22 protein-coding genes are annotated in these 24,692 nt (G+C 61.5%); 12 read left to right on the forward strand and 10 right to left on the reverse strand.

Going from position 1 to position 24,692, the window contains the following annotated elements:
* Position 1: 1 nt before the first annotated feature.
* The 8 genes from ACSSVH_RS00995 (at position 2) to ACSSVH_RS01030 (ending at position 6,606) form a co-directional block, all read left to right on the forward strand.
* Entirely contained in the window at positions 2–403 is a 402-nt protein-coding gene (locus ACSSVH_RS00995; RefSeq protein WP_029299521.1) for an ExbD/TolR family protein, read from the forward strand.
* Positions 404–701: 298 nt separating this feature from the next.
* Positions 702–1,283, forward strand: a complete 582-nt coding sequence (locus ACSSVH_RS01000; RefSeq protein ID WP_032856553.1) for an alpha/beta hydrolase — start codon at positions 702–704, stop codon at positions 1,281–1,283.
* A gap of 49 nt (positions 1,284–1,332) precedes the next feature.
* Positions 1,333–2,259 carry a sigma 54-interacting transcriptional regulator gene (locus ACSSVH_RS01005; RefSeq protein WP_492633961.1) on the forward strand — a complete coding sequence of 309 codons (927 nt, stop codon included), beginning with the start codon at positions 1,333–1,335 and terminating at the stop codon, positions 2,257–2,259.
* 149 nt (positions 2,260–2,408) lie between these two features.
* Entirely contained in the window at positions 2,409–3,191 is a 783-nt protein-coding gene (locus tag ACSSVH_RS01010; protein WP_492633962.1) for a MetQ/NlpA family ABC transporter substrate-binding protein, read from the forward strand.
* A 473-nt stretch (positions 3,192–3,664) separates the two neighbouring features.
* Positions 3,665–4,330, forward strand: a complete 666-nt coding sequence (locus tag ACSSVH_RS01015) for an amino acid ABC transporter permease (RefSeq protein WP_169953927.1) — start codon at positions 3,665–3,667, stop codon at positions 4,328–4,330.
* Positions 4,311–4,970 carry an amino acid ABC transporter permease gene (locus tag ACSSVH_RS01020; RefSeq protein ID WP_076962043.1) on the forward strand — a complete coding sequence of 220 codons (660 nt, stop codon included), beginning with the start codon at positions 4,311–4,313 and terminating at the stop codon, positions 4,968–4,970. Before ACSSVH_RS01015 ends, ACSSVH_RS01020 begins: the two co-directional genes overlap by 20 nt.
* Positions 4,967–5,743 carry an amino acid ABC transporter ATP-binding protein gene (locus ACSSVH_RS01025; protein WP_169953926.1) on the forward strand — a complete coding sequence of 259 codons (777 nt, stop codon included), beginning with the start codon at positions 4,967–4,969 and terminating at the stop codon, positions 5,741–5,743. Before ACSSVH_RS01020 ends, ACSSVH_RS01025 begins: the two co-directional genes overlap by 4 nt.
* Entirely contained in the window at positions 5,740–6,606 is an 867-nt protein-coding gene (locus ACSSVH_RS01030) for a transporter substrate-binding domain-containing protein (protein WP_169953925.1), read from the forward strand. Before ACSSVH_RS01025 ends, ACSSVH_RS01030 begins: the two co-directional genes overlap by 4 nt.
* Positions 6,607–6,641: 35 nt before the next feature.
* Here the strand turns inward: ACSSVH_RS01030 and ACSSVH_RS01035 are convergent, their stop codons facing one another.
* The 4 genes from ACSSVH_RS01035 to ACSSVH_RS01050 all read right to left on the reverse strand — a co-directional run bounded on the left by ACSSVH_RS01035 (position 6,642) and on the right by ACSSVH_RS01050 (position 10,489).
* Positions 6,642–7,031: a hypothetical protein gene (locus ACSSVH_RS01035; protein WP_172312426.1), complete on the reverse strand. Its 390-nt coding sequence runs from the start codon at positions 7,029–7,031 to the stop codon at positions 6,642–6,644.
* On the reverse strand, positions 7,028–8,443 hold the full coding sequence (locus ACSSVH_RS01040) for a PAAR domain-containing protein (RefSeq protein WP_432754868.1): 1,416 nt from the start codon (positions 8,441–8,443) through the stop codon (positions 7,028–7,030). Before ACSSVH_RS01040 ends, ACSSVH_RS01035 begins: the two co-directional genes overlap by 4 nt.
* Positions 8,444–8,571: 128 nt before the next feature.
* Positions 8,572–9,051, reverse strand: coding sequence for a hypothetical protein (locus tag ACSSVH_RS01045; protein WP_169953920.1), 480 nt, complete (start codon positions 9,049–9,051; stop codon positions 8,572–8,574).
* Positions 9,052–9,328: 277 nt separating this feature from the next.
* Positions 9,329–10,489 carry an AAA family ATPase gene (locus tag ACSSVH_RS01050; RefSeq protein ID WP_492633963.1) on the reverse strand — a complete coding sequence of 387 codons (1,161 nt, stop codon included), beginning with the start codon at positions 10,487–10,489 and terminating at the stop codon, positions 9,329–9,331.
* Between the two features lie 164 nt (positions 10,490–10,653).
* On the opposite strand from ACSSVH_RS01050, the gene ACSSVH_RS01055 reads away from it, so the two are divergent.
* From ACSSVH_RS01055 to ACSSVH_RS01070, 4 genes are all read left to right on the forward strand, one after another.
* Positions 10,654–11,757 (forward strand): efflux RND transporter periplasmic adaptor subunit, encoded by a 1,104-nt coding sequence (locus ACSSVH_RS01055; RefSeq protein WP_170058180.1) that lies wholly within the window; start codon positions 10,654–10,656, stop codon positions 11,755–11,757.
* Positions 11,754–12,824, forward strand: a complete 1,071-nt coding sequence (locus tag ACSSVH_RS01060; protein WP_169953917.1) for an efflux RND transporter periplasmic adaptor subunit — start codon at positions 11,754–11,756, stop codon at positions 12,822–12,824. Before ACSSVH_RS01055 ends, ACSSVH_RS01060 begins: the two co-directional genes overlap by 4 nt.
* Entirely contained in the window at positions 12,821–15,862 is a 3,042-nt protein-coding gene (locus ACSSVH_RS01065; protein WP_169953916.1) for an efflux RND transporter permease subunit, read from the forward strand. Before ACSSVH_RS01060 ends, ACSSVH_RS01065 begins: the two co-directional genes overlap by 4 nt.
* Before the next feature lie 127 nt (positions 15,863–15,989).
* Positions 15,990–18,227 carry a glycoside hydrolase gene (locus ACSSVH_RS01070; protein ID WP_492633964.1) on the forward strand — a complete coding sequence of 746 codons (2,238 nt, stop codon included), beginning with the start codon at positions 15,990–15,992 and terminating at the stop codon, positions 18,225–18,227.
* Between the two features lie 532 nt (positions 18,228–18,759).
* Here ACSSVH_RS01070 and ACSSVH_RS01075 read toward each other — a convergent pair.
* From ACSSVH_RS01075 to ACSSVH_RS01100, 6 genes are all read right to left on the reverse strand, one after another.
* A complete protein-coding gene (locus ACSSVH_RS01075) occupies positions 18,760–19,395 on the reverse strand; it encodes a class I SAM-dependent methyltransferase (protein ID WP_492633965.1) in 636 nt (211 codons plus the stop codon).
* 40 nt (positions 19,396–19,435) lie between these two features.
* A complete protein-coding gene (locus tag ACSSVH_RS01080) occupies positions 19,436–20,080 on the reverse strand; it encodes a methionine ABC transporter permease (RefSeq protein ID WP_169953913.1) in 645 nt (214 codons plus the stop codon).
* The gene (locus tag ACSSVH_RS01085) at positions 20,070–21,185 is read right to left on the reverse strand and encodes a methionine ABC transporter ATP-binding protein (RefSeq protein WP_169953912.1); all 1,116 of its coding nucleotides are present in this window, start codon (positions 21,183–21,185) and stop codon (positions 20,070–20,072) included. The genes ACSSVH_RS01080 and ACSSVH_RS01085 overlap by 11 nt, the downstream gene beginning before the upstream one ends.
* 2 nt (positions 21,186–21,187) lie before the next feature.
* Complete coding sequence (locus ACSSVH_RS01090; protein ID WP_169953911.1) at positions 21,188–21,997, reverse strand: MetQ/NlpA family ABC transporter substrate-binding protein; 810 nt, start codon at positions 21,995–21,997, stop codon at positions 21,188–21,190.
* A 144-nt stretch (positions 21,998–22,141) separates the two neighbouring features.
* Positions 22,142–23,494: an LLM class flavin-dependent oxidoreductase gene (locus ACSSVH_RS01095; protein WP_492633966.1), complete on the reverse strand. Its 1,353-nt coding sequence runs from the start codon at positions 23,492–23,494 to the stop codon at positions 22,142–22,144.
* Positions 23,494–24,687, reverse strand: a complete 1,194-nt coding sequence (locus ACSSVH_RS01100; protein WP_169953909.1) for an SfnB family sulfur acquisition oxidoreductase — start codon at positions 24,685–24,687, stop codon at positions 23,494–23,496. The genes ACSSVH_RS01095 and ACSSVH_RS01100 overlap by 1 nt, the downstream gene beginning before the upstream one ends.
* Positions 24,688–24,692 lie beyond the last annotated feature (5 nt).

The raw sequence follows: 24,692 nt of genomic DNA on the forward strand, positions 1-24,692 counted from the left end.
TATGGCCTTCTCCACCCAAGACAGCGACGAGGTACTGAGTGAGATCAACGTCACGCCCCTGGTGGACGTGATGCTGGTACTGCTGGTGGTGTTTATCGTCACCGCCCCGCTGTTGACCAATGCGATCCCGATCAACCTGCCCAAGACCGAGGCCGTGGCCCCGGTGGAGCAGAAAGACCCGTTGGTGGTGAGCATCGACGGCGCCGGCAAAGTGTTTATCAACAAGGATGAAATCCAGCCGGACCTGCTGGAATTCAACCTGCAGGCCGCCAAGGCGAAGGACCCAGAGGTGCGGGTACAACTGCAGGCTGACGATGGTGTGAACTATGGCGAAGTGGCTCGGGCCATGGCGTCGATTGAGCGAGCGGGAATTACCAAGCTGTCGGTGATTACTGCGCGTTAGTGTCAACAGCCTCGACAATTTTTTGGCCGTCTCCTTGGCAGGGTGCGGCCTTTTTTTTTGCCTGTGATTTAAGCCGTCTGCCCAACCCCTGTAGGAGCTGGCTTGCCAGCGATAGCGGTGAGTCAGTCGACGAATGTTTCGGCGGACACGGCGCAATCGCCGGCAAGCCAGCTCCTACATTTTGAGCGAAATGGTTTTGTGTTTTTGGTTATTAATAAATAGCTTCTTATTCCTTAACGAATATATGCCCCGTCCCTATACTGGTCAGCAACGTTAAACGCTGCAGGAGGGCACACCCATGCACAGCGAGTTGATCCGTTACCTGATCGTGCCGGGCTGGCAAGGATCGCCAGAAGATCATTGGCAAACCCATTGGCAGAACAGCCTGCCCAACAGCGCCCGCGTGGAGCAGGCCGACTGGTTGACCCCGCGCCGCGAAGACTGGGTGGCGGCCCTGGCTGAAGCCATTGCGGCCGACAGTACTCCGGTGATTCTCATCGCCCACAGCCTGGGTTGCATCACCGTGGCGCACTGGGCGGCCAGCGCGCCATTGCAGTTCCTGCGCCAGGTGCGCGGGGCCTTGCTGGTGGCCCCGGCGGATGTCGAGCGCCCCGCGTGTGCGCCGGCGTTGCGCAACTTTGCACCGATTCCGCGCGACCTGTTGCCGTTTCCCAGCCAGGTCGTCAGCTCCGACAACGACAGTGCGGTCAGCGCCCCTCGGGCCCTGGAGCTGGCGCGGAACTGGGGGGCTGAAGCCGGAATTCTCGCAGGCGCCGGGCATATCAACGTGAAGTCCGGCCACCAGCGCTGGGAGCAGGGTTTCGCCTACCTCTATCGCCTGCAAAACCGTCTGGAGCATCACTCCCGGCGCCGCGCCTAATACTTTTCAACGCCCCGTCCCTTAAGTGGAATTGGGGCGGGAGCCTGCCATGAGCCTGCATGAAACCTTTGGCCAGCCACTGCTGACCTTCCCCGATGCCGAAAAAAGCCCCTTGAGCATCCGCGCCAAGGCGCTGGTGTTTGTCGACCCCCGTTCCCGGCAACTGCGCGAAGACCTTCAAAGCCTGGCCCCGCGTGCCTTGCCCGTACTGATTCGCGGCGAAACCGGCAGCGGCAAAGAGCTGCTGGCGCGCCATATCCATCGCGGCAGTGACCGCAGCGGCCTGTTTGTGTCGGTCAACTGCGGTGCGATCAGCCCCACTTACGCCGATGCCGAACTGTTCGGCTATGCCGCCGGCAGCCACAGCGGCGCGGCCAGCAGCCGCGCCGGTTGGTTCGGCTCGGCCAACGGCGGCACCTTGTACCTCGATGAGATCGGTGACTTGCCGCTGCCGATCCAGATCAAGCTGCTTGCCGCCCTGGAAAACCACGAAGTCACTCGCGTCGGCGCCCATCAACCGAGCCCGGTGGACGTGCGCCTGGTCGCTGCCACCAGCATCGACCTGGCCCAGGCGGTGGCCGTGGGTAAATTCCATGAGCGCCTGTTCCATTACCTCAGCGAAGGCCAGCTGGAACTGCCGGCGCTGCGCGAGCGCGTAGGCGACATCCTGTCCCTGGCCGAGTACTTCCTGGGGATCTACAGCCAGCGCCTGGACCTGCCGGTGCCGTTGATCAGCGAGGACGCGCAACGGGTGCTGGAGCAGCACAGTTGGCCGGGCAATACGCGGGAGCTGGAGAACGTGATCCACTTTGCGCTGCTGGTCAGCAGCGGCGATGAGATCTTGCCGGAGCATCTGAACCTGCCGGTGGCGTCGGTGGCGCAGATTGAGCATCAGGTGCGGCAGATCCTGAGCAGCGGCAGCGAAGGCGAGCGCGCAGCGTTGACGCGTCTGTTTCAGGGCTTGGGCTCTGTATGAGCAAAATGGAATATCAAAGTGAATAAAAGGTATTGTTCGGGAATAAAAAATATCGGTATTGTCCATTCCACGCCGCGATAGCACATCGCTGGCACCCCCATAAGAAGCGGCCGTCACCGACGTCCCGGATTTTCGATTAAGGACACTGCATGAAAAAGGTTCTGTTGTTCACCGCCCTGGCGGCTGCCCTGACTGCCGGTATCGCTCAAGCCAACGAAAAACTGGTGGTCGCGGCCACGCCGGTGCCGCACGCCGAGATCCTTGAGCTGATCAAGCCGACCCTGGCCAAAGAAGGCGTGGACCTGGAAATCAAGGTCTTCACCGACTACGTGCAACCGAACGTGCAAGTGGCCGAGAAGCGCCTGGATGCCAACTACTTCCAGACCCTGCCGTACCTGGACAACTTCAACAAAGGTAAAGGCACCAACCTGGTCACCGTGGTTGGTGTGCACGTTGAACCGTTTGGTGGCTACTCGAAGAAAGTCACCAAGCTTGAAGACCTGAAAGACGGCGCCACCGTGGCTATTCCCAACGAAGGCTCCAACAGCGGTCGCGCCCTGTTGCTGCTGCAGAAGGCCGGCCTGATTACCCTCAAGGACCCAAAAAACGCCCTGTCCACGCCAAAGGACATCGCCAGCAACCCGAAGAACCTGAAGTTCAAGGAACTGGAATCGGCCCTGCTGCCGCGCGTCCTGGACCAGGTTGACCTGGACATGATCAACACCAACTACGCGCTGGAAGCCGGCCTGAACCCGGCCAAGGATGCGTTGATCATTGAAGGCGCCGACTCGCCGTACGTGAACTATCTGGTAGCCCGTCCAGACAACAAGGACAGCGACGCCATCCAGAAACTGTCCAAGGCACTGACCAGCCCTGAAGTCAAAGCCTTCATCGAGAAGAAATACAGCGGCGCGGTGTTGCCGGCGTTCTGATTTGCCAAACCCCCTTCAAGGTTTGAACGCCGACGGCTGATACAGCGTCGGCGTTTTTTGTTGGGCAACGAGGATCAAAAATGTGGGAGCCGCGCCCACACTGCGCTACAAATCCCGGCGGTTGATCGCCCGCCGCAGCGCCACCAGCCATTTCACCAAGTCCTGCGGGTCAATCGGTTTTGTCTCGCTCATCTGGCATTCCCTCGCTGTTAAATGGCCCTCAGTCTGGGCACGCGCTGTCCTTCCCTGTGGTTCAGCGCTGAAAAAAAGACCCTTCCTACACCCCCCAGAACAATAGCTGTCACCCGGCAACCCGGCGAATCCGCCGGTTAGCTTTTTGGGTGATATCAATATGCTATTTCGGTATTTAAATTTTGGTTTTTATACCTTTAAAGTCAGCGCTTCCCGGCGTTACCCACGCTGGACCGGACTGCGTTTACGCCGCATTACCCCTGCGGCGCCCAGGACTTGAAATGACCTTCGACTACGCGTTTATCCTCAGCACCCTGCCGGCGTTTCTCAAGGCCGTGGGGGTGACCCTGCAAGTAGGCTTGATCGCCATCGGCACCTCGCTGCTGGTGGCGCTGATCAACTCGGCCCTGCTGGTGTTCCGCACGCCCTACCTGTCGCGCCTGGTAGCGCTGTATGTGGAGCTGGCGCGCAACACGCCGCTGCTGATCCAGCTGTTCTTCGTGTACTTCGCCTTGCCGGCCCTGGGTTTGAATATCTCCGGGTTCTGGGCGGCGATCATCACCATGACCTTTTTGGGCGGCGCCTACCTCACCGAAGTGCTGCGCGCTGGTGTGGAAGCGGTGCCGCTGGCGCAGATCGAGTCCGGTAAGTCCATCGGCCTGTCCGACTGGCAGTTGCTGCGCCATGTGATCCTGCCCCAGGCCGGGATCCTCAGTCTGCCTGCGCTGTTCGCCAATTTCATTTTCCTGCTCAAGGAAACCACCGTGGTGTCGGCAGTGGCGGTGCCAGAGATTCTCTACACCACCAAAAGCTATATCGCCCTCTACTACAAGACTTACGAGATGCTCGCCGTGCTCACGCTGATTTGCGTGCTGTTGTTCTTGCCGCTGTCGCTGCTGCTCAGCCGCCTGGAAAGGAGGCTCCAGCATGGCCAGTTCGGGTCTTGAATTGTTGTGGGTGTCGTTGCCGCAACTGGGCAAGGGCGCTGCACAAACCCTGTCGATTTCGTTTTTGAGCATCGCCTTCAGCACCATTGGCGGGGTGGTGTATGGGGTGCTGCGCACTTTGAATGTGCGGGCGATCAACCTGCTGCTGCGCATTTACCTGGAATTGTTCCGCGCGATTCCGGTGCTGGTGTGGCTGTATCTGCTGTTTTTTGGCCTGCCGATTTTCACCGGCCTGAGCATCCCCAGTTTCTGGTGCGCGGTGCTGGTGCTGTCGCTGTGGGGCGCCAGTGAAGTGGGCGAAGTGGTGCGCGGGGCCTTGCATTCGCTGCCGCGCGGGCAGCGGGAGGCGGGGCTGTCGATTGGCTTGTCGGCGCCGCAGCTCTACGGCTACGTGCTGTTGCCCCAGGCGCTCAAGCGCATGACGCCGCCGACCATCAACGTCTACACGCGGATCATCAAGACCAGCTCCCTGGCGGTGCTGATCGGCGTGGTGGACGTGATCAAGGTCGGCCAGCAAATCATCGAGCGCACTTACGAGTCGGTATTGATCTACGGCGCGCTGTTCCTGTTTTTCTTCTTTATCTGCTACCCGTTGTCGGCCGCCTCCAAGGTGCTGGAACGGCGCTGGGCCCAAGCATGAGCGCACTGATCGAGTTCCAGGGTTTCAATAAATTCTTCGGCGAACAGCAGGTGCTCAATGGCATCGACCTGAGGGTGCAAAGCGGCGAAGTGGTGGTGATCCTCGGCCCCAGCGGCTGCGGTAAAAGCACCTTGCTGCGCTGCCTCAATGGCCTGGAAGTGGCCCACAGCGGCAGCCTGCGGCTGGCCGGCAAAGAGCTGCTGGATAAACACACCGACTGGCGCCAGGTGCGCCAGGACGTAGGCATGGTGTTCCAGAGTTACCACCTGTTCCCCCATATGAGCGTGCTCGACAACATCCTGCTGGGCCCACTCAAAGTGCAAAAGCGCGAGCCTCGCGAAGCCCGTGAACAGGCGCAAAAACTGCTGGAGCGGGTAGGGCTCGCCGACAAGCGCGATGCGTTCCCGCGCCAGCTCTCGGGCGGCCAGCAGCAACGTATCGCCATCGTCCGTTCGCTGTGCATGAACCCCCAGGTCATGCTGTTTGACGAAGTCACCGCCGCCCTCGACCCGGAAATGGTCAAGGAGGTGCTGGAAGTGATCCAGGACCTGGCCCGCGATGGCATGACCCTGCTGATCGTCACCCACGAAATGGCCTTTGCCCGCGCCGTCGCCGACCGCGTGGTGTTTATGGAGGCTGGCCGCATCCTCGAACACAACACCCCCGAGGCCTTCTTTACGAACCCGCAGACCGCACGCGCGCAGCAGTTCCTCGAGAAATTCTCGTTTGTTTCAACACTGCCCAAGAAAATCAAGGAACTGGAGCTGTCATGAAAACTGCCAAGTTGTTACTGCCGCTGCTCGGCCTCGCCTTACTGGCCGGCTGCAATAAAACTGAAGAACCGGCCAAACCCGCCGCTGCCGCGCCGGCGGCGGTGAGTTACATCGACAAGATCAAGGCCCGCGACAAGCTGATCGTCGGCGTGTTTACCGACAAGCCGCCGTTTGGCTTTGTCGATGAAGCCGGGCGCTACGTGGGCTTTGATACCGACATCGGCCGCCGGTTTGCCAAGGACCTGCTGGGTGACGAGAACAAGGTCGAGTTCGTGGCCGTGGAGCCGGCCAGCCGCATCCCGTTTTTGCAGAGCGACAAGGTCGACCTGATCCTCGCCAACATGACCGTGACCCCGGAGCGCAAGGAAGCGGTGGAGTTCACCAACCCCAACCTGAAAGTCGCGGTCCAGGCCCTGGTGCCTAACGACAGCGTGGTCAAAAGCCTCGACGACCTGGCGACCCGTACCACCATCGTCACCACCGGCACCACTGCCGATATCTGGCTGACCAAGAACCATCCAGACTGGAAACTGCTCAAGTTCGAGAAAAACTCCGAGTCACTGCAAGCCTTGTCGGCTGGGCGTGGTGATGCCTATGCCCAGGACAACCTGGTGCTGTTCAGCTGGGCCAAACAGAACCCGGGCTACCGCGTGCTGGAACAGAAACTGGGTGACGAAGCGCCGATTGCACCGGCGGTGAAGAAGGGCAATATCGAACTGCGCGACTGGGTGAATGCCGAGTTGGCCAAGTTGGGTGAAGAGAAGTTCTTGCTCAAGCTGTATGACCAGTACGTGCGTAAAGAACTGAGCGATGACACCAAGCCTGAGAGTGTGATTGTTGAAGGGGGTAAGTGGCAGGGTTGATATCGGTATAGGGCCTCGGGAGAGGCCCGCTTGCGCTACCTGAATTTCAGCAGAATGGCTACAGCTACCATCCAAGTGAAGGCAGTAATCGTCATTGTCATTTTGATGATCAGACGCCGTTTCAGGTGAGGTGGGAAGTTTTCGAGATCGACTGAGTCCAGCTCACCGACAATGAGAGACGCCCTCGGCCACACCACCATCCCGGCGATTTTTGATATCTCCCAGAGCGACCAAATCAAACCTCGTTTCCCCAGGCTGGTCCCCCAAATATAGATATAACGGCTGTTCTTCAACGCTTCTTTTATTTCGTCCATGTGACGACGGCTGAGGTACAGGCTGTATGAAAGACTCAACACGGCAAGCAGAATTGGGCCGCCTGCAACAATGAGGGCAATCCAAGTTGGCCAGGTATCAATACTGGTCACTGTTGTATGGACTCGTAAATTTTTTCACCTATGTATTCGCCACCCATGCTAGCGGCAGTCGTACCCGCCCATACGCCAGTTCCCACTACGGCCGCGACACAGACAACACCTCCGATACCTCCTGTAGCTACGCCAATTGCCAAGCAGATCGAGCCACTTGTATAACTCGCTATCACGCCAGCTAGAAGACCACCAGAAGTTGCGCCGGCGAACTTCCCCCCTTCAGTGAACTTGATCTTCTCGCAAGCTGCCGCATCACCCCCGTTACACACTTGCTGAATAGCCAACACCGAAGAAACACCACCAATCCCAATGGCGATATACCCACCCGTCTTCATGTATTTGGCGGCACGACTGATCGCATCCACATGCGTGGCATACCCCGGAATCTGTCCCGGTGCCCCCGCCTTGTCCCAGTGATGCACTAGGCTGCGACTGGATAGGCCAAGGGACGTTTTCAGTTTTGGGTGATCCCCAAGGGTTGTCTGGCCACGCAGGCGCGTGGAGTTCAGCAAGTGGGCATCCAGTTGGTTCAGCAAGCGCTGGCGATCAGACAAGAATTGCGGTGATTTGAGATGGCGGTGCTGCCGATAGCTGTCCTGATGCAAGCGCTCGATGGCTTGGAGGGTGTCACGCAAGTTGCTCAGGTGCTGTTCCATCACCACCGCGCTGACGCCCAGCCAGGTTGAGGTGTGGCCGATAAACCCGGCGATTTCTGCGCCGTGCCGGTACAGAAAGTCGGCCTCCTCGGGTGTCAGGGGCTCCAGCGCTGCGTCTACTTGCTGGGCGGCCTGCATCAACAGGGCTTCCTGGTAAGTGCAGGCGGTGTTGTTCGGATCACTCAACACGATGATCGAGCCGGCTTTAACCTCGCCCTTATAGGGGTTAAGCCCCTGAAACTTGCTCATGACGGCGGGGTTGTGCTCGGGGAAAAGGACCGCCTCCAACGCTTCGCGGGTCATGCTTTTGGGGACCACGTAGAACCCAGGTTCCTGGGGCTCAACGCTGTTGAATACGGCTGGAGCGCGATTGGCTGAAAGCGCCAGGCTGGATGAGGTCGCAGCTGCCGGTCGTTGGGTAACGGGTGGCGCGGTGGGTTCGGCGGCTCGCCTGGCCACTCGCGGTGCAGTGCCTTGGTTGCTGTAGGTCGCCGTGTACACCGAGGGAATCAGCCGCGCTCGGCAGGGGCAACTGCTGAAACTGTCCAGCGTGCCCGCTACAAGTTTGCCATGACTCTCTATGTGCGATATGCCACCGATAATCTGATAGATCTTCCTGTCTATGCCGCATGTGACTTCGCCCCCTTCGCGGGCATGAAGCAGACCGAATATAGTTACCCTCACATCTCCATCCAGGACGATCCCGCCGCAGGTGGTCTTGTCACCGCGACCAATGAAATGACCTTCACTCATTGTTATTTCCTATTGTTTTCGGTCGGGTAATGACGCGTTGCGAGCGTCCATTAATTTTTTATTTGGAAGTGGTTAAGTGTTATCTGATTAGCGGGTAGTCAACTGGTGTACGGTTTGCGGTTAAGCACTCAAATAGATTGCAAAAAATCTTCAGCTTTCGACACTCCCGCACGTAATATGATCAACGAAGAACTTTGCGGTGTATTGATGATTTCGTCACCGTTACTGAGCACGCTGCCCACTAATGCAATATGGCTGTAGTCTGCTCCTGCGGCGGTTACAATTTGTGCTTTAGTGCCGTCGTTGTATACAGCGTAATCACCTTTCTGCGCGGCGTGTACGTGCTGCCCATTAGGCAGTTTGAATTCCATCGGAGAAGTGGCTTGTTCAATAACGCCACCGTTGCGGGTTTGGCTGCCTTGCGCTGCGATTCGGTAAATAGCGATAGGAGGATGGGCTTTTCTGTATTCTTGCTGTTGCCTGACGAGGGTCAACACCTCTTCGTTGCAGGTGTCTTGTATGTTCTCCGTGATTTTCGACTTGTCTAGGTCGCGGAGAAAGTCAGCGCAAGCTTCGTTGGTGTGACGTGCAGGCTGGGCTGTATTCATTTTATATTCTCGTTCATGACGTGTGTGTTGCACTAAGCTTGGTGTATGCAGTGATTAAAACTAGGTGTAAGTGTCAGGTCGTCAGCCTGAAGAGATATAGGTTTTAAGTAAAGTCGGATGCCTCCGAAGTTAAGCTCATAAAGTTCTGAAGGAAAAATTCCATCTATTTAAATGATGGGAGTGATTCTGCGCATAGACAGCGATTACTTTGGTACTGCACCGTGAGTGTTCAGATGCCCGGTGTGCGGCACCGGGCGAAGGGCTTCCAACGCACTGCCTAACTCGGCCAATGCCACGCCGGCTCATCCAACACCCGCTGCCCCACAATCTGCGTCTGGCCCATCACCTTCTCCAGCACAATCGAATTGCATCCCTCGTCCTGCTGCAACGCCGCGATCAAGCGGCTGGCATGGGACACCACCCACACCTGGCATTGCCTTGAAGCCTGGATGATCAGGCGCGCCAAGGCCGGCAACAGGTCCGGGTGCAGGCTGGTTTCCGGTTCGTTGAGCACCATCATCGTAGGCGGGCGTGGCGTCAGCAGGGCGGCGATCAGCAGCAGGTAGCGCAGGGTGCCGTCCGACAACTCCGCCGCCGACAGTGGCCTCAGCAACCCTTCCTGATAAAACTCAATGGCAAAACGTCCGCCCTGCAACGGCTGGATATTCAGGCGTGCGCCGGGAAACGCATCGCTGACTGCGCGCTGCAAGGCCTCGGGGTCGCCGATTTCGCGGATGGTCTGCAACGCGGCCGCGAGGTCGCGGCCATCGTGGTGCAACACCGGTGTGCGCGTACCCAATTGGGGCAGGCGCACTGGCGCATCGGCGTCGCTGCGAAAGTGGTCGTAGAAGCGCCAGCCGCGAATGCTTTCGCGCAGCATCAGCACTTCGGGCGAGCCGCGCAGGCTGCCGACCTGGTCGAACAGGCTGTGGTAGTCGGGCGTGTGCTGGGCCAGCACATCCCAGGTCCGCCCGTCTCGGGCGCGGATCATCGCCCCCGAGCGTTGCACCAGCAGGCTGGCCGGGCGATAGACGTGGCCGGCCCAGATGCATTCCTTCTTGATCTCGGGGTCCAGGGAAAAGTACGACGAACTGGGTACTGGCAAGCCCAGGGAAATCGCGTAGCTGAAGTCTTCGCCGGCAAAGCCCAGGCGCAAGCGCTTGACGCCCTGGGGCACGCTGGCCTGCACCGCGACTTCGCCCTTGAGCATGCGCCGGCTGATGTTTTCGGGGCCGGCCCAGAACGTCGAGTCCAGGCCTCCTTCACGGGCCAGGGCATTGATCACGCCGCCCTGGGCGGTTTCCGCCAGCAGGCGCAAGGCGCGGTACAGGTTGGATTTGCCGCTGCCATTGGGGCCGGTGATCAGGTTCAGCCGATCCAGCGGTACCACCAATTTATTGATCGAGCGGTAATTGGCCACCGCTAAGGTTTTCAGCATCAGGGGCGTTCCCGGCCGGTATGGACCGCCATCTTACCCTGTAGGAGTCGGCTTGCCGGCGATCAACCGAGGCCAGGTAATTCCCATAGTCGAAGGCGGAACCCTGAACTAAGCTCACAGTCGCATACACACTGGCACGTCGGTATCACGCAAAAGGAGCCTGCATGGGCGGTCCCACCTCAACAGTTATTTGTGGCGTTGCCCTGCTGGCATTGCTGAGCGGCTGTGGCCAGCAAAAGCCTGAACCCAAGGCCCATTCCAGGGTGTTTGTGCAAACCGTGCAGCCGACCGATTTCGCGGCGGCGGTGACCCTTACCGGGGATATCCAGGCGCGGGTGCAGACCGATTTGTCGTTTCGCGTAGGCGGCAAGATTATCCAGCGCATGGTGGATGTGGGCGACCGCGTGACGGCCCGGCAAGTGCTGGCCAGGCTCGATCCCAAGGATTTGCAGACCAACGTCGATTCCGCCCAGGCCCAGGTGGTGGCGGAACAGGCGCGGGTCAAACAGACGGCGGCGGCCTTTGTGCGCCAGGAGAAACTCCTGCCCAAGGGCTACACCAGCCGCAGCGAGTACGACGCGGCCCAGGCCGCCTTGCGCAGCAGCCAAAGTGCCCTGGCGGCGGCGCAGGCGCAGTTGGCCAACGCCCGCGAGCAGTTGGGCTACACCGCCCTCATCGCCGAAGCGCCGGGGGTGATTACCGCGCGCCAGGCCGAAGTCGGCCAGGTGGTGCAGGCCACCGTGCCGATTTTCAGCCTGGCCCGTGACGGCGAGCGCGACGCGGTATTCAACGTCTACGAATCGCTGCTGGCGGAGCCACCGCCGGATGCGCCAATCACCGTCAGCCTGCTGGATAACCCGAGCATCAAGGCCGTGGGCCGGGTGCGTGAAGTGACCCCGGCCGTTGCGGCCAGCAGCGGCACGGTGCAGGTGAAGATCGCCCTGGAGGCCTTGCCCAAGGGCATGCAACTGGGTTCGGTGGTCAGCGCCACCGCCAACGGGCAAGCCAAGGCCAGCATCGAACTGCCTTGGGCTGCACTGACCAAGGATCTCAGCGAGCCCGCCGTGTGGCTGGTGGATGGCGACGGCAAGGCGCAATTGCACAAGGTCACTGTCGCGCGCTACCTGACCGGCAAGGTGATCATCAGCGATGGCCTCAAGGGCGGCGAAAAAGTCGTAGTGGCCGGTGGGCAATTGTTGCATCCAGGCATGGTGGTGGAGATCGCCCAGGCGCCGGACCAGGCCCAGGCCAAGGGCGTGCAGCCATGAAGCACCTGACGCTGATCCTCGCCAGCAGCCTGTTGCTGATCGCTTGTTCCAAGGAAGAACCGGCGCCGGAGCCTATAAGGCCGGTGCTCTGGGTCGAGGTGAAGGCCGAAGACCAGGCTCACCTCGGGCGCTTTGCCGGCAGCATCCAGGCGCGTTATGAAAGTAACCTGGGTTTCCGGGTGCCAGGGCGCATCGCCCGGCGCGCGGTGGATGTGGGGGCCGAAGTCGAAAAAGGCGCCTTGCTGGCGGTGCTCGACCCCACGGACCAGCAGAACCAGCTGCGCGCCGCCCAGGGCGACCTGGCGCGGATCCAGGCACAATTTATCAACGCCCAGGCCAATGCGCGGCGCCAGCAGGAGTTGTTCAACCGTGGCGTCGGCGCCCAGGCGCAACTGGACATTGCCCAGACCGACCTGAAAACCACCCAGGCCTCCCTCGACCAGGCCAAGGCGTCGGTGGACCAGGCCAAGGACCAGCTCAACTACGCCGAGTTGCGCACTGACCACGGTGGCATCGTGACCGCCTGGAATGCCGAGGCCGGCCAGGTGGTCAGCGCCGGCCAGCAAGTAGTGACCCTGGCCCGTCCGGATATCAAGGAAGCGGTGATCGACCTGCCCGCCGGCCTCGCCGAGCGTCTGCCGCCGGATGTGGTGTTCCTGGTGGCCAGCCAGTTGGACCCCAGCATCAACACCACCGCCACCGTGCGCGAGATCGAGCCCCAGGCACAAAGCGCAACCCGCACCCGTCGCGCGCGCCTGACCCTGGCCCAGACGCCCCCGGCGTTCCGGTTGGGCACGGCGATCAGTGTGACCTTGAGTTCGGCCATCGCGCCACGCATCGAGTTGCCCGCCAGCGCGGTGCAGGATGTCGAGGGCAAGGCCCGCATCTGGGTCATCGATATGCAGCAGCAGACCGTGCAACCCCGCGACGTGACCCTGGTCAGCCGTGATGCCAGCAGTGTCGTGCTCAACGGCGGCGTGCAGCCTGGCGAGCGGGTCGTCAGCGCCGGCGTCAACAGCCTCAAACCCGGACAAAAAGTCAAAACCGACGAGGACAGCCCGCGATGAAAGGGAGCTTCAACTTATCCGACTGGGCACTCAAGCATCAGTCCTTCGTCTGGTACCTGATGTTCGTTGCGCTGCTGATGGGCGTGTTTTCCTACATGAACCTGGGACGCGAGGAGGATCCGTCCTTCACCATCAAGACCATGGTGATCCAGACCCGCTGGCCGGGCGCGACCCAGGAAGAAACCCTCAAGCAGGTCACCGACCGCATCGAGAAAAAGCTCGAAGAGCTGGACTCCCTGGACTATGTGAAAAGCTACACCCGGCCCGGTGAATCCACGGTTTTTGTGTTCCTCAAGGACACCACCAGCGCCAAGGCGATCCCCGAGATCTGGTACCAGGTGCGCAAGAAAATCGACGACATTCGCGGCACCTTCCCCCAGGGCTTGCAGGGACCGTCGTTCAACGACGAGTTCGGTGATGTGTTTGGCTCGGTGTATGCCTTTACCGCCGATGGCATGTCGATGCGCCAGTTGCGCGACTACGTCGAGCAGGTGCGCGCCGAAATCCGGGCGGTGCCGGGGCTGGGCAAGGTCGAGATGATCGGCCAGCAGGACGAAGTGATTTACCTGAATTTTTCCACGCGCAAACTGGCCGCCCTGGGGATTGACCAGCGCCAAGTGGTGCAGAGCCTGCAAGCGCAGAACGCGGTAACCCCGGCCGGGGTGATCGAGGCCGGGCCGGAGCGGATTTCGGTGCGTACCTCCGGGCAATTCGCCTCGGAAAAGGATTTGGCTGACGTCAACCTGCGGCTCAATGACCGCTTCTACCGCCTGGCGGATATCGCGGATATCAGCCGTGGCTATGTGGATCCGGCGCGGCCGATGTTCCGTTTCAACGGCCAGCAAGCCATTGGCCTGGCCATCGCCATGCAGAAGGGCGGCAATATCCAGGAGTTCGGCAAGGCCCTGCACCAGCGCATGGACGAGCTGACTGCCGACCTGCCGGTGGGCATCGGCGTGCACAAGGTGTCGGACCAGGCAGAGGTGGTGGAAGAGGCCGTCGGCGGTTTCACCAGTGCGCTGTTCGAAGCGGTGATCATCGTGCTGGTGGTGAGCTTTATCAGCCTGGGCCTGCGTGCCGGGCTGGTGGTGGCGTGCTCGATCCCGCTGGTGCTGGCACTGGTATTTGTGTTTATGGAGTACAGCGGCATCACCATGCAGCGGGTATCGTTGGGTGCGTTGATCATCGCCCTCGGCTTGCTGGTGGATGACGCGATGATCACCGTGGAAATGATGATCACGCGCCTGGAAAAAGGCGAGACCCTGGAGCAGGCCGCGACCTACGCCTACACCTCCACCGCGTTCCCCATGCTCACCGGCACCCTGGTGACCGTGGCCGGCTTCGTGCCGATTGGCCTCAACGCCAGCTCGGCCGGCGAATACACCTTCACCCTGTTTGCGGTGATTGCGGTGGCGATGCTGGTGTCGTGGGTGGTGGCCGTGTTGTTTGCGCCGGTGATTGGCGTGCATATCCTCAGCAGCAAGGTCAAACCCCACAGTGAAGAGCCGGGGCGGATCGGGCGGGTGTTCAACGCCGGTATGCTGTGGGCCATGCGCAACCGCTGGTGGGCGATTGGCCTGACGGTGCTGCTGTTCGTGGCGTCGGTGTTTTCCATGCAGTTTGTGCAGAACCAGTTTTTCCCGTCGTCGGATCGCCCGGAAATCCTCGTCGACCTCAACCTGCCGCAAAACGCCTCGATCAACGAAACCCGCAAGGCCGTGGATCGGCTTGAGGCAATCATCAAGGACGACCCCGACATCGCACGCTGGAGTACCTACATCGGCCAAGGGGCGATCCGTTTCTACCTGCCCCTGGACCAGCAACTGGAGAACCCGTACTACGCGCAGTTGGTGATTGTCAGCAAGGGGCTGGAGGAGCGCGGCGCGTTGATCGAGCGCCTGCAAAAACGTTTGCGCGATGACTTCGTGGGCGTCGGCAGTTTTGTCCAACCCCTGGAAATGGGCCCGCCGGTCGGGCGGCCGATCCAGTACCGGGTGTCTGGCAAGGACATCGACCAGGTGCGCAAACACGCCATCGAACTGGCGACGTTGCTGGATAAAAATACGCACCTGGGCGAGATCATCTATGACTGGAACGAGCCGGGCAAAGTGCTGCGGGTCGATATCGCCCAGGACAAGGCGCGCCAGCTTGGGCTGTCGTCCGAAGACGTGGCGCAGTTGATGAACAGCGTGGTCAGCGGCTCGGCCGTGACCCAGGTACACGACGATATCTACCTGATCAACGTGGTCGGCCGCGCCGAAGACGCCGAGCGCGGCACCCCGGAAACCTTGCAGAACCTGCAGATCGTCACCCCCAGCGGCACCTCGATCCCATTGCTGGCCTTTGCCACCGTGCGCTACGAGTTGGAGCAGCCGCTGGTGTGGCGCCGTGATCGCAAGCCGACCATCACCATCAAGGCCGCCGTGCGCGACGAGATGCAGCCGACCGACCTGGTCAAGCAGCTCAAGCCTGAAATCGAGAAATTCAGCGCCGGCTTGCCGGTGGGCTACACGGTCGCTACCGGTGGCACCGTGGAGGAAAGCGGCAAGGCCCAGGGCCCGATTGCCAGTGTGGTGCCGTTGATGCTGTTCTTGATGGCGACCTTCCTGATGATCCAGTTGCACAGCGTGCAGAAAATGTTCTTGGTGGCCAGCGTGGCCCCACTGGGCTTGATCGGCGTGGTGTTGGCGCTGATTCCCACGGGCACGCCCATGGGCTTTGTGGCGATCCTGGGGATCCTGGCGTTGATCGGTATCATCATCCGCAACTCGGTGATCCTGGTGACCCAGATCGACGCCTACGAGCGGGATGGCTACACACCGTGGGACGCGGTGGTGCAGGCCACCGAGCACCGGCGCCGGCCGATCCTGCTGACGGCGGCGGCCGCCAGCCTGGGCATGATCCCCATCGCCCGGGAAGTGTTCTGGGGGCCGATGGCCTACGCGATGATCGGCGGCATCATCATCGCCACCCTGCTGACGCTGCTGTTTTTGCCGGCGTTGTATGTGGCCTGGTACAAAATCCGCGAGCCCGCGTAGGAGTCGGCCAGCCGGCTCCTACAGCGCGGTAGGGGTCGTGGGAAACGTCTCAAAGTCCTAATGGGGCGTTTCTCAGGTAACCAATTGTTTTACCCTCCAGGCTTTCACTTGTGTGAAGGTCTTTGCCATGCCTCGTTGTCTGCGCCTTACCTTAATGGTTTGCATGCTACTGCTCTCACCGCTGGCGGTTGCCGGCACCGTGCTGGAAAACGCCCAATGGCGTATCGAACTCGACGCGGCGACCCTGGCTGTACGCGTTACCCCCGCTGGCGGCGAACCGGTACTGGCCTCAAGCGGCGTGGCGGCCCATGAGGTCAGCCAGTTGCAACAGGCCGATCAACAGGCCAACTGGCAATGGGACAAGGGGGCCTATCACCTGAGCGCCACCCTGGAGCAGCGCGACCTGATCCTTAGCGTCACCGCACGCGAGGCTGCTGAACTGGACATCCTCCGGCAACCGGCCAGCGCCATGGGCAAGGGTTTGATCTGGCCGCTCGCCGAGGGGCATTACATCCCCGCCGGCAATCGCCTGTGGCAAGACTTCCTGCTCGATTACGGCGATGTGAACAGCACCCAAGACCTCAGCCTGCCGTTATGGGGCGTCGACCACGCCAGCTTTACCCTCAACTGGCTGCTGACCAACCCCTACAACAATCGCTTGCAGTGGCATGCCGAGGGCCAGCGCCTGGGCTTGACGTTGCGCCATGAGTTCACCGCCCTGGACCCTGGCGCACCGATGACACTGCGCCTGAACCTGGGCGAAGCCGACTTGCTGGCCGGTGCCAAGCGCTATCGCCAGTGGCTGGTGGAGCAGGGCCTTTACGAGCCGTTGGCGCAAAAGCTGCAACGCCTGCCTGACGGCGAAAAACTGCTGGGTGCCAGCCATGTGTACCTGTGGGGCAACGACCTGCTGGGCCTTGGTGATGTACGCGATTGGCAGCAGCTACGCACATTGCTGCGCGCGGCTGATGGGTTGGGCGCGCAACTCAGGGGCCTGCTTGACCCGCAGGCGACGCAGGTGGTGCACGTCACCCAGCCGTTTCTGGATCGTTACCAGCAAGCCGTGTTGTTAAGAGGGCTCAACGCGGCCCTCGACAAAAAGGCGCGCCAGGGCTGGCAAGCCAAGACCGAGCCCGACATGCAGGCCCTCGCCGAAGGCTATGGGGTGGTCCGTCAGGCATTGGCGCAGGAGTTTGCCAGCGCCTTGACCGCGCCCCCCGAAACCTGGGGTAGCACCTTATCCGCCAAAACTATAAAGACCCTGCAAGACAGTGGCCTACCACGCTTGCTATTGACCCTGGGCGAAGGCTGGGAGGGCGGGCTCTGGCACCCTGAGGCGGTACGCAAGGGTGTCGAGGCCGGGTACTTGATGGCGCCTTATGATTCCTATGAAACCGCGCTGGCGGACACGGAGAACCTCGACTGGACCACCGCGCACCTGGGCAGCCGGGCGTACCGCGACTGCGCGATCATGTTGAAAAATGGCCAGCTCAAGACCGGCTTCCAGAAGTCCGGGCACTACACCGACCCGCGTTGCGTGCGCCCGCTGCTGCAGGCACGGGTGACAGCGGTGCAGGCCAAGGCCGGGTTCAATGCCTGGTTTCTCGATGCCTACGCCACCGGCATGCTGTTTGACAGCTATCGCTCGGTACTGGGCATGACCCAGGCGCAGAACGCCGAGGGCAATATCGACGCGGCACGCTGGATTGGTAGCCACCTCCAGTTGCCGGTGGGCTCCGAAGACGGCAATGCCACCACCGCCCGCGGCGTGTTGTTCGCCCATGGCATGCAAACCCCGGTCATGGGCTGGGGCGACCGCGAGATGACCCAGGACAAGCAATCGCCTTACTACGTGGGCGCCTGGTATCCACCGGAGGAACCGGCAGTGTTCTTCAAGCGCGTGCCGCTCAAAGAGCCGCTGCGCAGCGTGTACTTTGCCCCGGCGATGCGCCTGCCGCTGTATCAGGCGGTGTTCCATGGCTCGGTCATTACCAGCCATCACTGGCTGTTCGACAGCCTGAAGCTGAGCAATGTGCAGGTGGAAAACGAGTTGACCCAGCTGCTTTACAACGTGCCGCCGCTCTATCACTTGAGCGCCGCTACCTTGAAGCAACGCTTGCCGATGATCCAGCGTCAGGATGGGTTTTTCCGCCCGTTGCATGAGCGTCTGGCGACCCAGGCGTTGACGGATTTTCGCTGGCTGAGCAACGACCGGCTGGTGCAGCAGACCACGTTTACCGATGGCACGCGGTTGGTGGCCAATTTTGCGCAGGAGCAGAGGGACGGGTATCCGGGGCGGAGTGTGACGGCGTGGGTGGTGGGTGAAAGTCCGGTGGTGTATCAGGTGGATCAGCAGCGCCCTTGAGTCCATCGCGGGCAAGCCCGCTCCCACAGGGGGGGCTCGACCAGGCAGGGAGCTCTGGACACACCACAAAACCAATGTGGGAGCTGGCTTGCCTGCGATGGCGGTATGTCAGCCACCAAAGATAGTGCCTGTACTACTGCCATCGCGGGCAAGCCCGCTCCCACAGGGGGGGCTCGACCAGGCAGGAAATTCTGGACACACCACAAAACAATGTGGGAGCTGGCCTGCCTGCGATGGCGGTATGTCAGCCACCAAAGATAGTGCCTGTACTACTGCCATCGCGGGCAAGCCCGCTTCCATAGGGGGGGGCTCGATCAGGCAGGGAGTTCTGGACACACCACAAAACAATGTGGGAGCTGGCTTGCCTGCGATGGCGGTATGTCAGCCACCAAAGATAGTGCCTGTACTACTGCCATCGCGGGCAAGCCCGCTCCCACAGGGGGGCTCGATCAGGCAGGGAGCTCTGGACACACCACAAAACCAATGTGGGAGCTGGCTTGTCGGGTCGCCGCATCGCTGCGATAGCGTCCGCTCAGACAACCTCTACCTTACGCCACACACTGGCCAACCAGGGCTGCTGCTCGCGCGGCAGCCCCGCCGGGCGATAGTAGTGCTCCAACTCCACAAACCCCGCCGCCGCCAGCAGCGCCTGCCAGGCCGCAAGGTCGTGATACGAGCCATAACGCGGCCCGTTCCAGCCCTCCTGGTTTTGCCCCCTGGGATTGGAGCTGAACAACACCCCGCCCGGTTTCAGCGCAGCATGCAGTTGCTGGAGAATGCGCGGCAACTCCTGCTTGGGGATATGGAACAGCACCGCATTGGCAAAAATCCCGTCGAAGCGCGCGGCCGGCAGATCCAGCTTGAGGAAGTCCTGCTGCAGTACCTCGCAGCCGCTGTTCTGGCGCGCCATCTGCGCGAAACGCTCGGCGCCATCCAGGCCTACGGCGATATGCCCAAGCCGGGTGAAGGTCTGCAAATCCCGCCCCGGCCCGCAGCCGAAGTCCAGCACGGTAAACGGTGCGGGCGCCTGGATATGCCGCAGCAGTGCGTCGATGTTCTGGCTTACATCATGGTCGCGGGTGCCTTCGCGAAAGTCCTCGGCCACCTGGTTGTAGTGGCCTAGGGTGGTGGAGGTGATCTGGTCGAGGTCGTCGGGGGCGAGTTTCATGGCAGTCGGCACCAGGGCAAAGAAAGGTGCCGACTATACCTCAGCGTTTGTTCAGCCCGCGCGCCAGGCGATCGCCGCCCAGTTGGATCGCGGCCACCAGCAGAACCAGCAATACAATCACCGTGAGCATGATCTGGCTGTCAAAACGCTGGTAACCGTAGCGGTAGGCAATATCCCCCAGGCCACCGGCGCCGATCGCCCCGGCCATGGCCGACGAGTTGATCATGGTCACCAGAGTAATGGTGAACCCGCCGACAATCCCCGGCAGTGCTTCCGGCAACAGCACATGCCAGACGATATGCCAGCGCCGGCAGCCCATGGCCTGGGCGGCTTCGATCAGGCCATGGTCGACCTCGCGCAGGCTGACCTCGGCGATTCGCGCAAAGAATGGCGTGGCGGCGATGGTCAGCGGCACCACGGCGGCCCATACGCCGTAGGTGGTGCCGACGATCAGGCGGGTGAACGGGATCAGCGCCACCATCAGAATCAGGAAGGGGATGGAGCGGAACAGATTGACGAACGCCCCCAGTACCCGGTTCAACGCGGGGGCCTGGTAGATGCCGCCCTTGTCGCTGGTGACCAGGAACACCGCCAGCGGGATGCCCACCAACAGCGCGATCAACGACGACACCCCGACCATCAACAAGGTATCGATGGCGCCCTGCAATAAACGATCAAACCACATAGCCCAGCACCTCGACCTGTTGTGCCCAGCGCGCGGCGCGGGTGCGTAATGTATCGGCATCCAGGGTGGAGTCGCTCACCGCCAGCAGCAACTGCCCCAGGGCGTGGCCCTGGATGCGCTCGACCCCGCCTTGCAGCAGGCGCACGCGCCCACCCAGGGCGCCGAACAGTGCGGCGAGGTCCGGTTCATCCGCGCTGGCGCCGGTAAATTGCAGGCGCAGCACCACGGCCGCCTGCGCCGACGGCGGCGTGGCCTGCAAACGCTTTTGCAGCTCATCGGGCAAGCCATGTTGCAGGGGCGCCAGCAGGGTTTTGCTGACCTCATGCCTGGGGTTGCCAAACACTTCCCACACCGGCCCTTGCTCGACGATCCGCCCGTGTTCCAGCACCACCACGCGGTCGCAGATTTCGCGGATCACCGCCATCTCGTGGGTGATCAGCACGATGGTCAGGCCCAGGCGCCGGTTGATCTCGCGCAACAGGCCGAGGATCGACTGGGTGGTTTCCGGGTCCAGGGCCGAGGTGGCTTCGTCGCACAGCAGGATCTGCGGGTCGTGCACCAGCGAGCGGGCGATGCCTACCCGTTGCTTCTGCCCGCCGGACAACTGCGCCGGGTAGGCCTTGTGCTTGTCTTGCAAGCCCACCAGCTCCAGCAGTTCGCGGACTTTTTGTGCGCGCTGTGGTTTGGGCACGCCGGCAACTTTCAGCGGCAGCTCGACGTTCTGCCACACGGTCTTGGCCGACATCAGGTTGAAGTGCTGGAAGATCATGCCGATGCGCCTGCGCAGGGCCACCAGGCGGTCTTCGTCGAACTCGCCGATATCCACCTGGTCGATCAGCACCCGGCCGCTGCTGGGTTGCTCCAGGCGGTTGATGGTGCGGATCAGCGACGACTTGCCGGCGCCACTGCGGCCGATGATGCCGAACACTTCGCCGTGCTGGATCGCCAGGTCAATGCCTTGCAGCGCATGCACCGTGCCGTCATAGGTTTTGCCCAGGTTGATAAAACGCACATGGGCGCGGTTGAGGTCTGGGTGCAGTTCGGTCTGCCGGGCGTCCCTGGGCGGTGTGCCCAGGTCGCGCAGTTGGCTGTTGGCGGCGCTCATGTTCAGCCTTCCCAACCGACTTGGTACAGCGTGCCGAGGGATTTATCCAGGGCAGCACGCACCACCGGCGAATGCTGGTAGATCTCGACGAACTTGATCACCCGCGGGTCGGTTGTGCCTTTGGGCTGGGTCACGAACTGGATCACGTATTCCGGGTGGTCGAGGCCGTCGAACAGCAGCGCCGACTCGGCATTGAAAGTCTTGGACAGGCGGATGTAGGCCGGGTAGCCCTGCACCAGGTCGGCATCGTCATAGGCGCGTACCAGCTGCACTGCTTCGACTTGCAGGATCTTGAGCTTTTTCGGGTTGGCGACGATGTCTTCTTCGGTGGCCTTGTAGCCCACGCCCGGCTTGAGGGTGATCAAGCCCGCCTTGGCCAGCAGTTGCAGGCCGCGCCCGCTGTTGATCGGGTCGTTGGCGATGGCCACGCTGGCGCCCTGGGGCAGCTCATCGAAGCTTTTGTATTTTTTCGAGTACAGGCCGACGTTGTTGATGATCCCCGGCTTGAACGGCACCAGGTCAAAACCGGCGGCGGCCTTGGCGTTTTCCAGGAACGGAATGTGCTGGAAGTAATTCACGTCGATATCGCCGGCGGCGAGGCTGACGTTGGGCGCGATCCAGTCGGTGAACTCCACCAGCTCGACTTTCAGGCCCTGTTTTCCGGCCTCTTCGACGGCGGCTTCCAGGGGGATGGCGAAGGCCGCCGTGGTGCCGACTTTCAGCGGCGCATCGGCGGCAAACACCGCCGAGCTGAACAGGCCGAGGGCCAGGGCCAGTGCTTTGACTGGGTGGGACAGCAGTGTTTTTTTCATGGTCGATTTCCAGTCATAAGGTGTGGGGAAAAACAACGAAGATCTAATGTGGGAGCTGGCTTGCCTGCGATAACGGTGTGTCAGTGCCAACTGCATCAACTGGCACACCGCTATCGCAGGCAAGCCAGCTCCCACATTTTTGGTTTAGTGGCGGTAGTGAGAGCCGGTGTGTTGTTCGGGTAAGCGAGCATCGCGGTGGAACACTTTCTCGCGCAGCGTCCCGCTCTCATAAGCGGTCTTGTACGACCCCCGTTTTTGCAACTCCGGAATCACCAACTCGATGAAGTCCACATAGCTCTCCGGCGTAACAATGCGCGTCAGGTTGAAGCCATCCAGGCCGGTCTCGCTGATCCAGGATTCCAGCTCATCAGCCACCTGCGCGGGTGAGCCCACCAGGGTGATATAGCGCCCGCCCAACGCGTGTTGCTCCAACAACTTGCGACGGGTCCAGTCGTTGTTCTGCAAGGCTTTGGTGGCCGATTGGATCGCGTTGCTCTTCACGTACTGGATGGGTTCATCCAGCTCGTATTGCGAGAAGTCGATGGCGGTGGAGGCGCTGAAATGCGCCACCCCGGCCTCGGCGCTGGCGTAGCTCAGGTACTCGGCATGCTTGGCCCAGGCCAGTGCCTCGGTGGCGCCGACAATCACGTTGAGGCCCATGAACACCTTGATATCGTCCGGGTTGCGCCCGGCCTCGACCGCGCTGGCGCGCACCTTGTCCACTTGCACCTTGGTCGCGGCCTTGTTCTGCCCGCTGATGAACACGCACTCGGCATGACGCCCGGCGAACAGCAGGCCGCGCTCCGAACTGCCGGCCTGGAACAACACTGGCGTGCGCTGCGGTGACGGCTCGCACAGGTGATAACCCTCCACCTGGTAGAACTCGCCATGGTGCTCGACCTTGTGCACCTTGGCAGGTTGGGCATAGATCCGTTGTTGCGGGTCGTTGAGTACCGCGTCGTCTTCCCAACTGCCTTCCCACAGCTTGTACAGCACCTCCAGGTACTCGTCGGCCTGGTCGTAGCGCCGGTCATGTTCGACCTGCTCGGTGAGGCCCATGGCCTTGGCGGCGCTGTCCAGATAGCCGGTGACGATGTTCCAGCCCACCCGGCCACGGCTCAGGTGATCGAGGGTGGACATGCGCCGGGCGAACAGATAGGGCGGCTCGTAAGTCAGGTTGGCGGTCAGGCCGAAGCCGAGGTTTTTCGTCACCGCAGCCATGGCCGAGACCAGCAGCAGCGGGTCGTTGACCGGCAGCTGGATCGACTCCTTGAGTGGCACATCGACCGAGCCTTGATAGACGTCGTACACGCCAACGATGTCGGCGATAAACAAGCCGTCGAATAGCCCGCGCTCCAGCAGTTGCGCCAGTTCGGTCCAGTATTCGACGCTCTTGTACTGGGTCGAGGTATCCCGTGGGTGCGTCCACAGGCCATGGTTGATATGCCCGATGCAGTTCATGTTGAAGGCATTGAGCAGGATCTTTTTCTTCGCCATCAGATGGTCCCCCGCAGCGGCGGGTTTTCATCGTTGAGGTAATAATTGCCGACTGCGTGGTACTTCCAGCGCACCGGGTCGTGCAGGGTGTGCACCCGGGCGTTGCGCCAGTGGCGGTCCAGGCCATGTTCGGCGAGGGTTGCCTGGCTGCCGGCGAGTTCGAACAGGGTGCTGCCGGCGGCCAGGGAAATCTCCGTGCTCAGGGCGCGCGCTTCGGCCACGGCGATCGATGCCGCAGCGACGGTGTGTGCGGTGCTGTCGGCCTGGGCGCGGTCGAGGAATTCGCCGGAGCGCTCCAGCAGGGCTTCGGTGGCGTGCAGGCGGACGCTCAGGTGGCCGAAGCTTTTCAGGGTCAGCGGGTCTTCGCTGGCCTTGTCATTGCCCGAGTCGATCCATGGGCGGGTCTTGGTGCGCACAAAATGCAGGGCGTCTTCAAAGGCCGCGCGGGCGATGCCGGTGTCGATGGCCGCGTGAAGGATCTGCGCCAGCGGGCCTACTGTGGTCGGGCGCTCGAAGGCGCTCTGGAACGGGATCACGTCTTCGGCGGCGACCCACACATTGTCGAACACCACCGAGCCGCTGCCGGTGGTGCGCTGGCCAAAGCCGCTCCAGTCGTCGATCACCGTCAGGCCCTGGCTGTCATGCGGCACGAAGGCCAGTTGCTGCACGCCGAGTTCATCCACCACCGAGGTGGGAATGCGCTGGGCGTAGATCGCGCCGGTGGCGTAGAACTTGCGGCCGCTGATGCGAAATCCGTCGCCCTCGCGCACAAGTTTCGTCACCCGGTCATGGGCGGTCTTGGTGCCCAGTTCCGCCAGGGCATTGCCAAAGCGCTGGCCGGCCAGCACCTCGGCGTACAGGCGTTGTTGCTGCGCCGGGCTGCCATTTACGCGCAGCACTTCCAGGGCATAGAAATGGTTTTGCGGGATCTGCCCCAACGAGGCATCGGCCTGGGCGATCAGGGCAATGACCTTGGCCAGGGTGACGTTGGATACGCCAGCGCCGCCGTATGCCTTGGGTACGCTGATGCCCCACAGGCCGGAGCGGGAAAAGGCTTCCAGCTCGGCGTGTGGCAGGCGGCGTTCGCGGTCGCGCAGGGCGCTGTCGCGGCGAAAGTCTTCGGCCAGGTCGCTGGCGACAATCAGGGCTTGCTCGTCGCTGGTGATGACCGCGACGGGATGGGAAAGCGTCATGTTTT

This window comes from Pseudomonas sp. HC1(2025), from assembly GCF_058742075.1.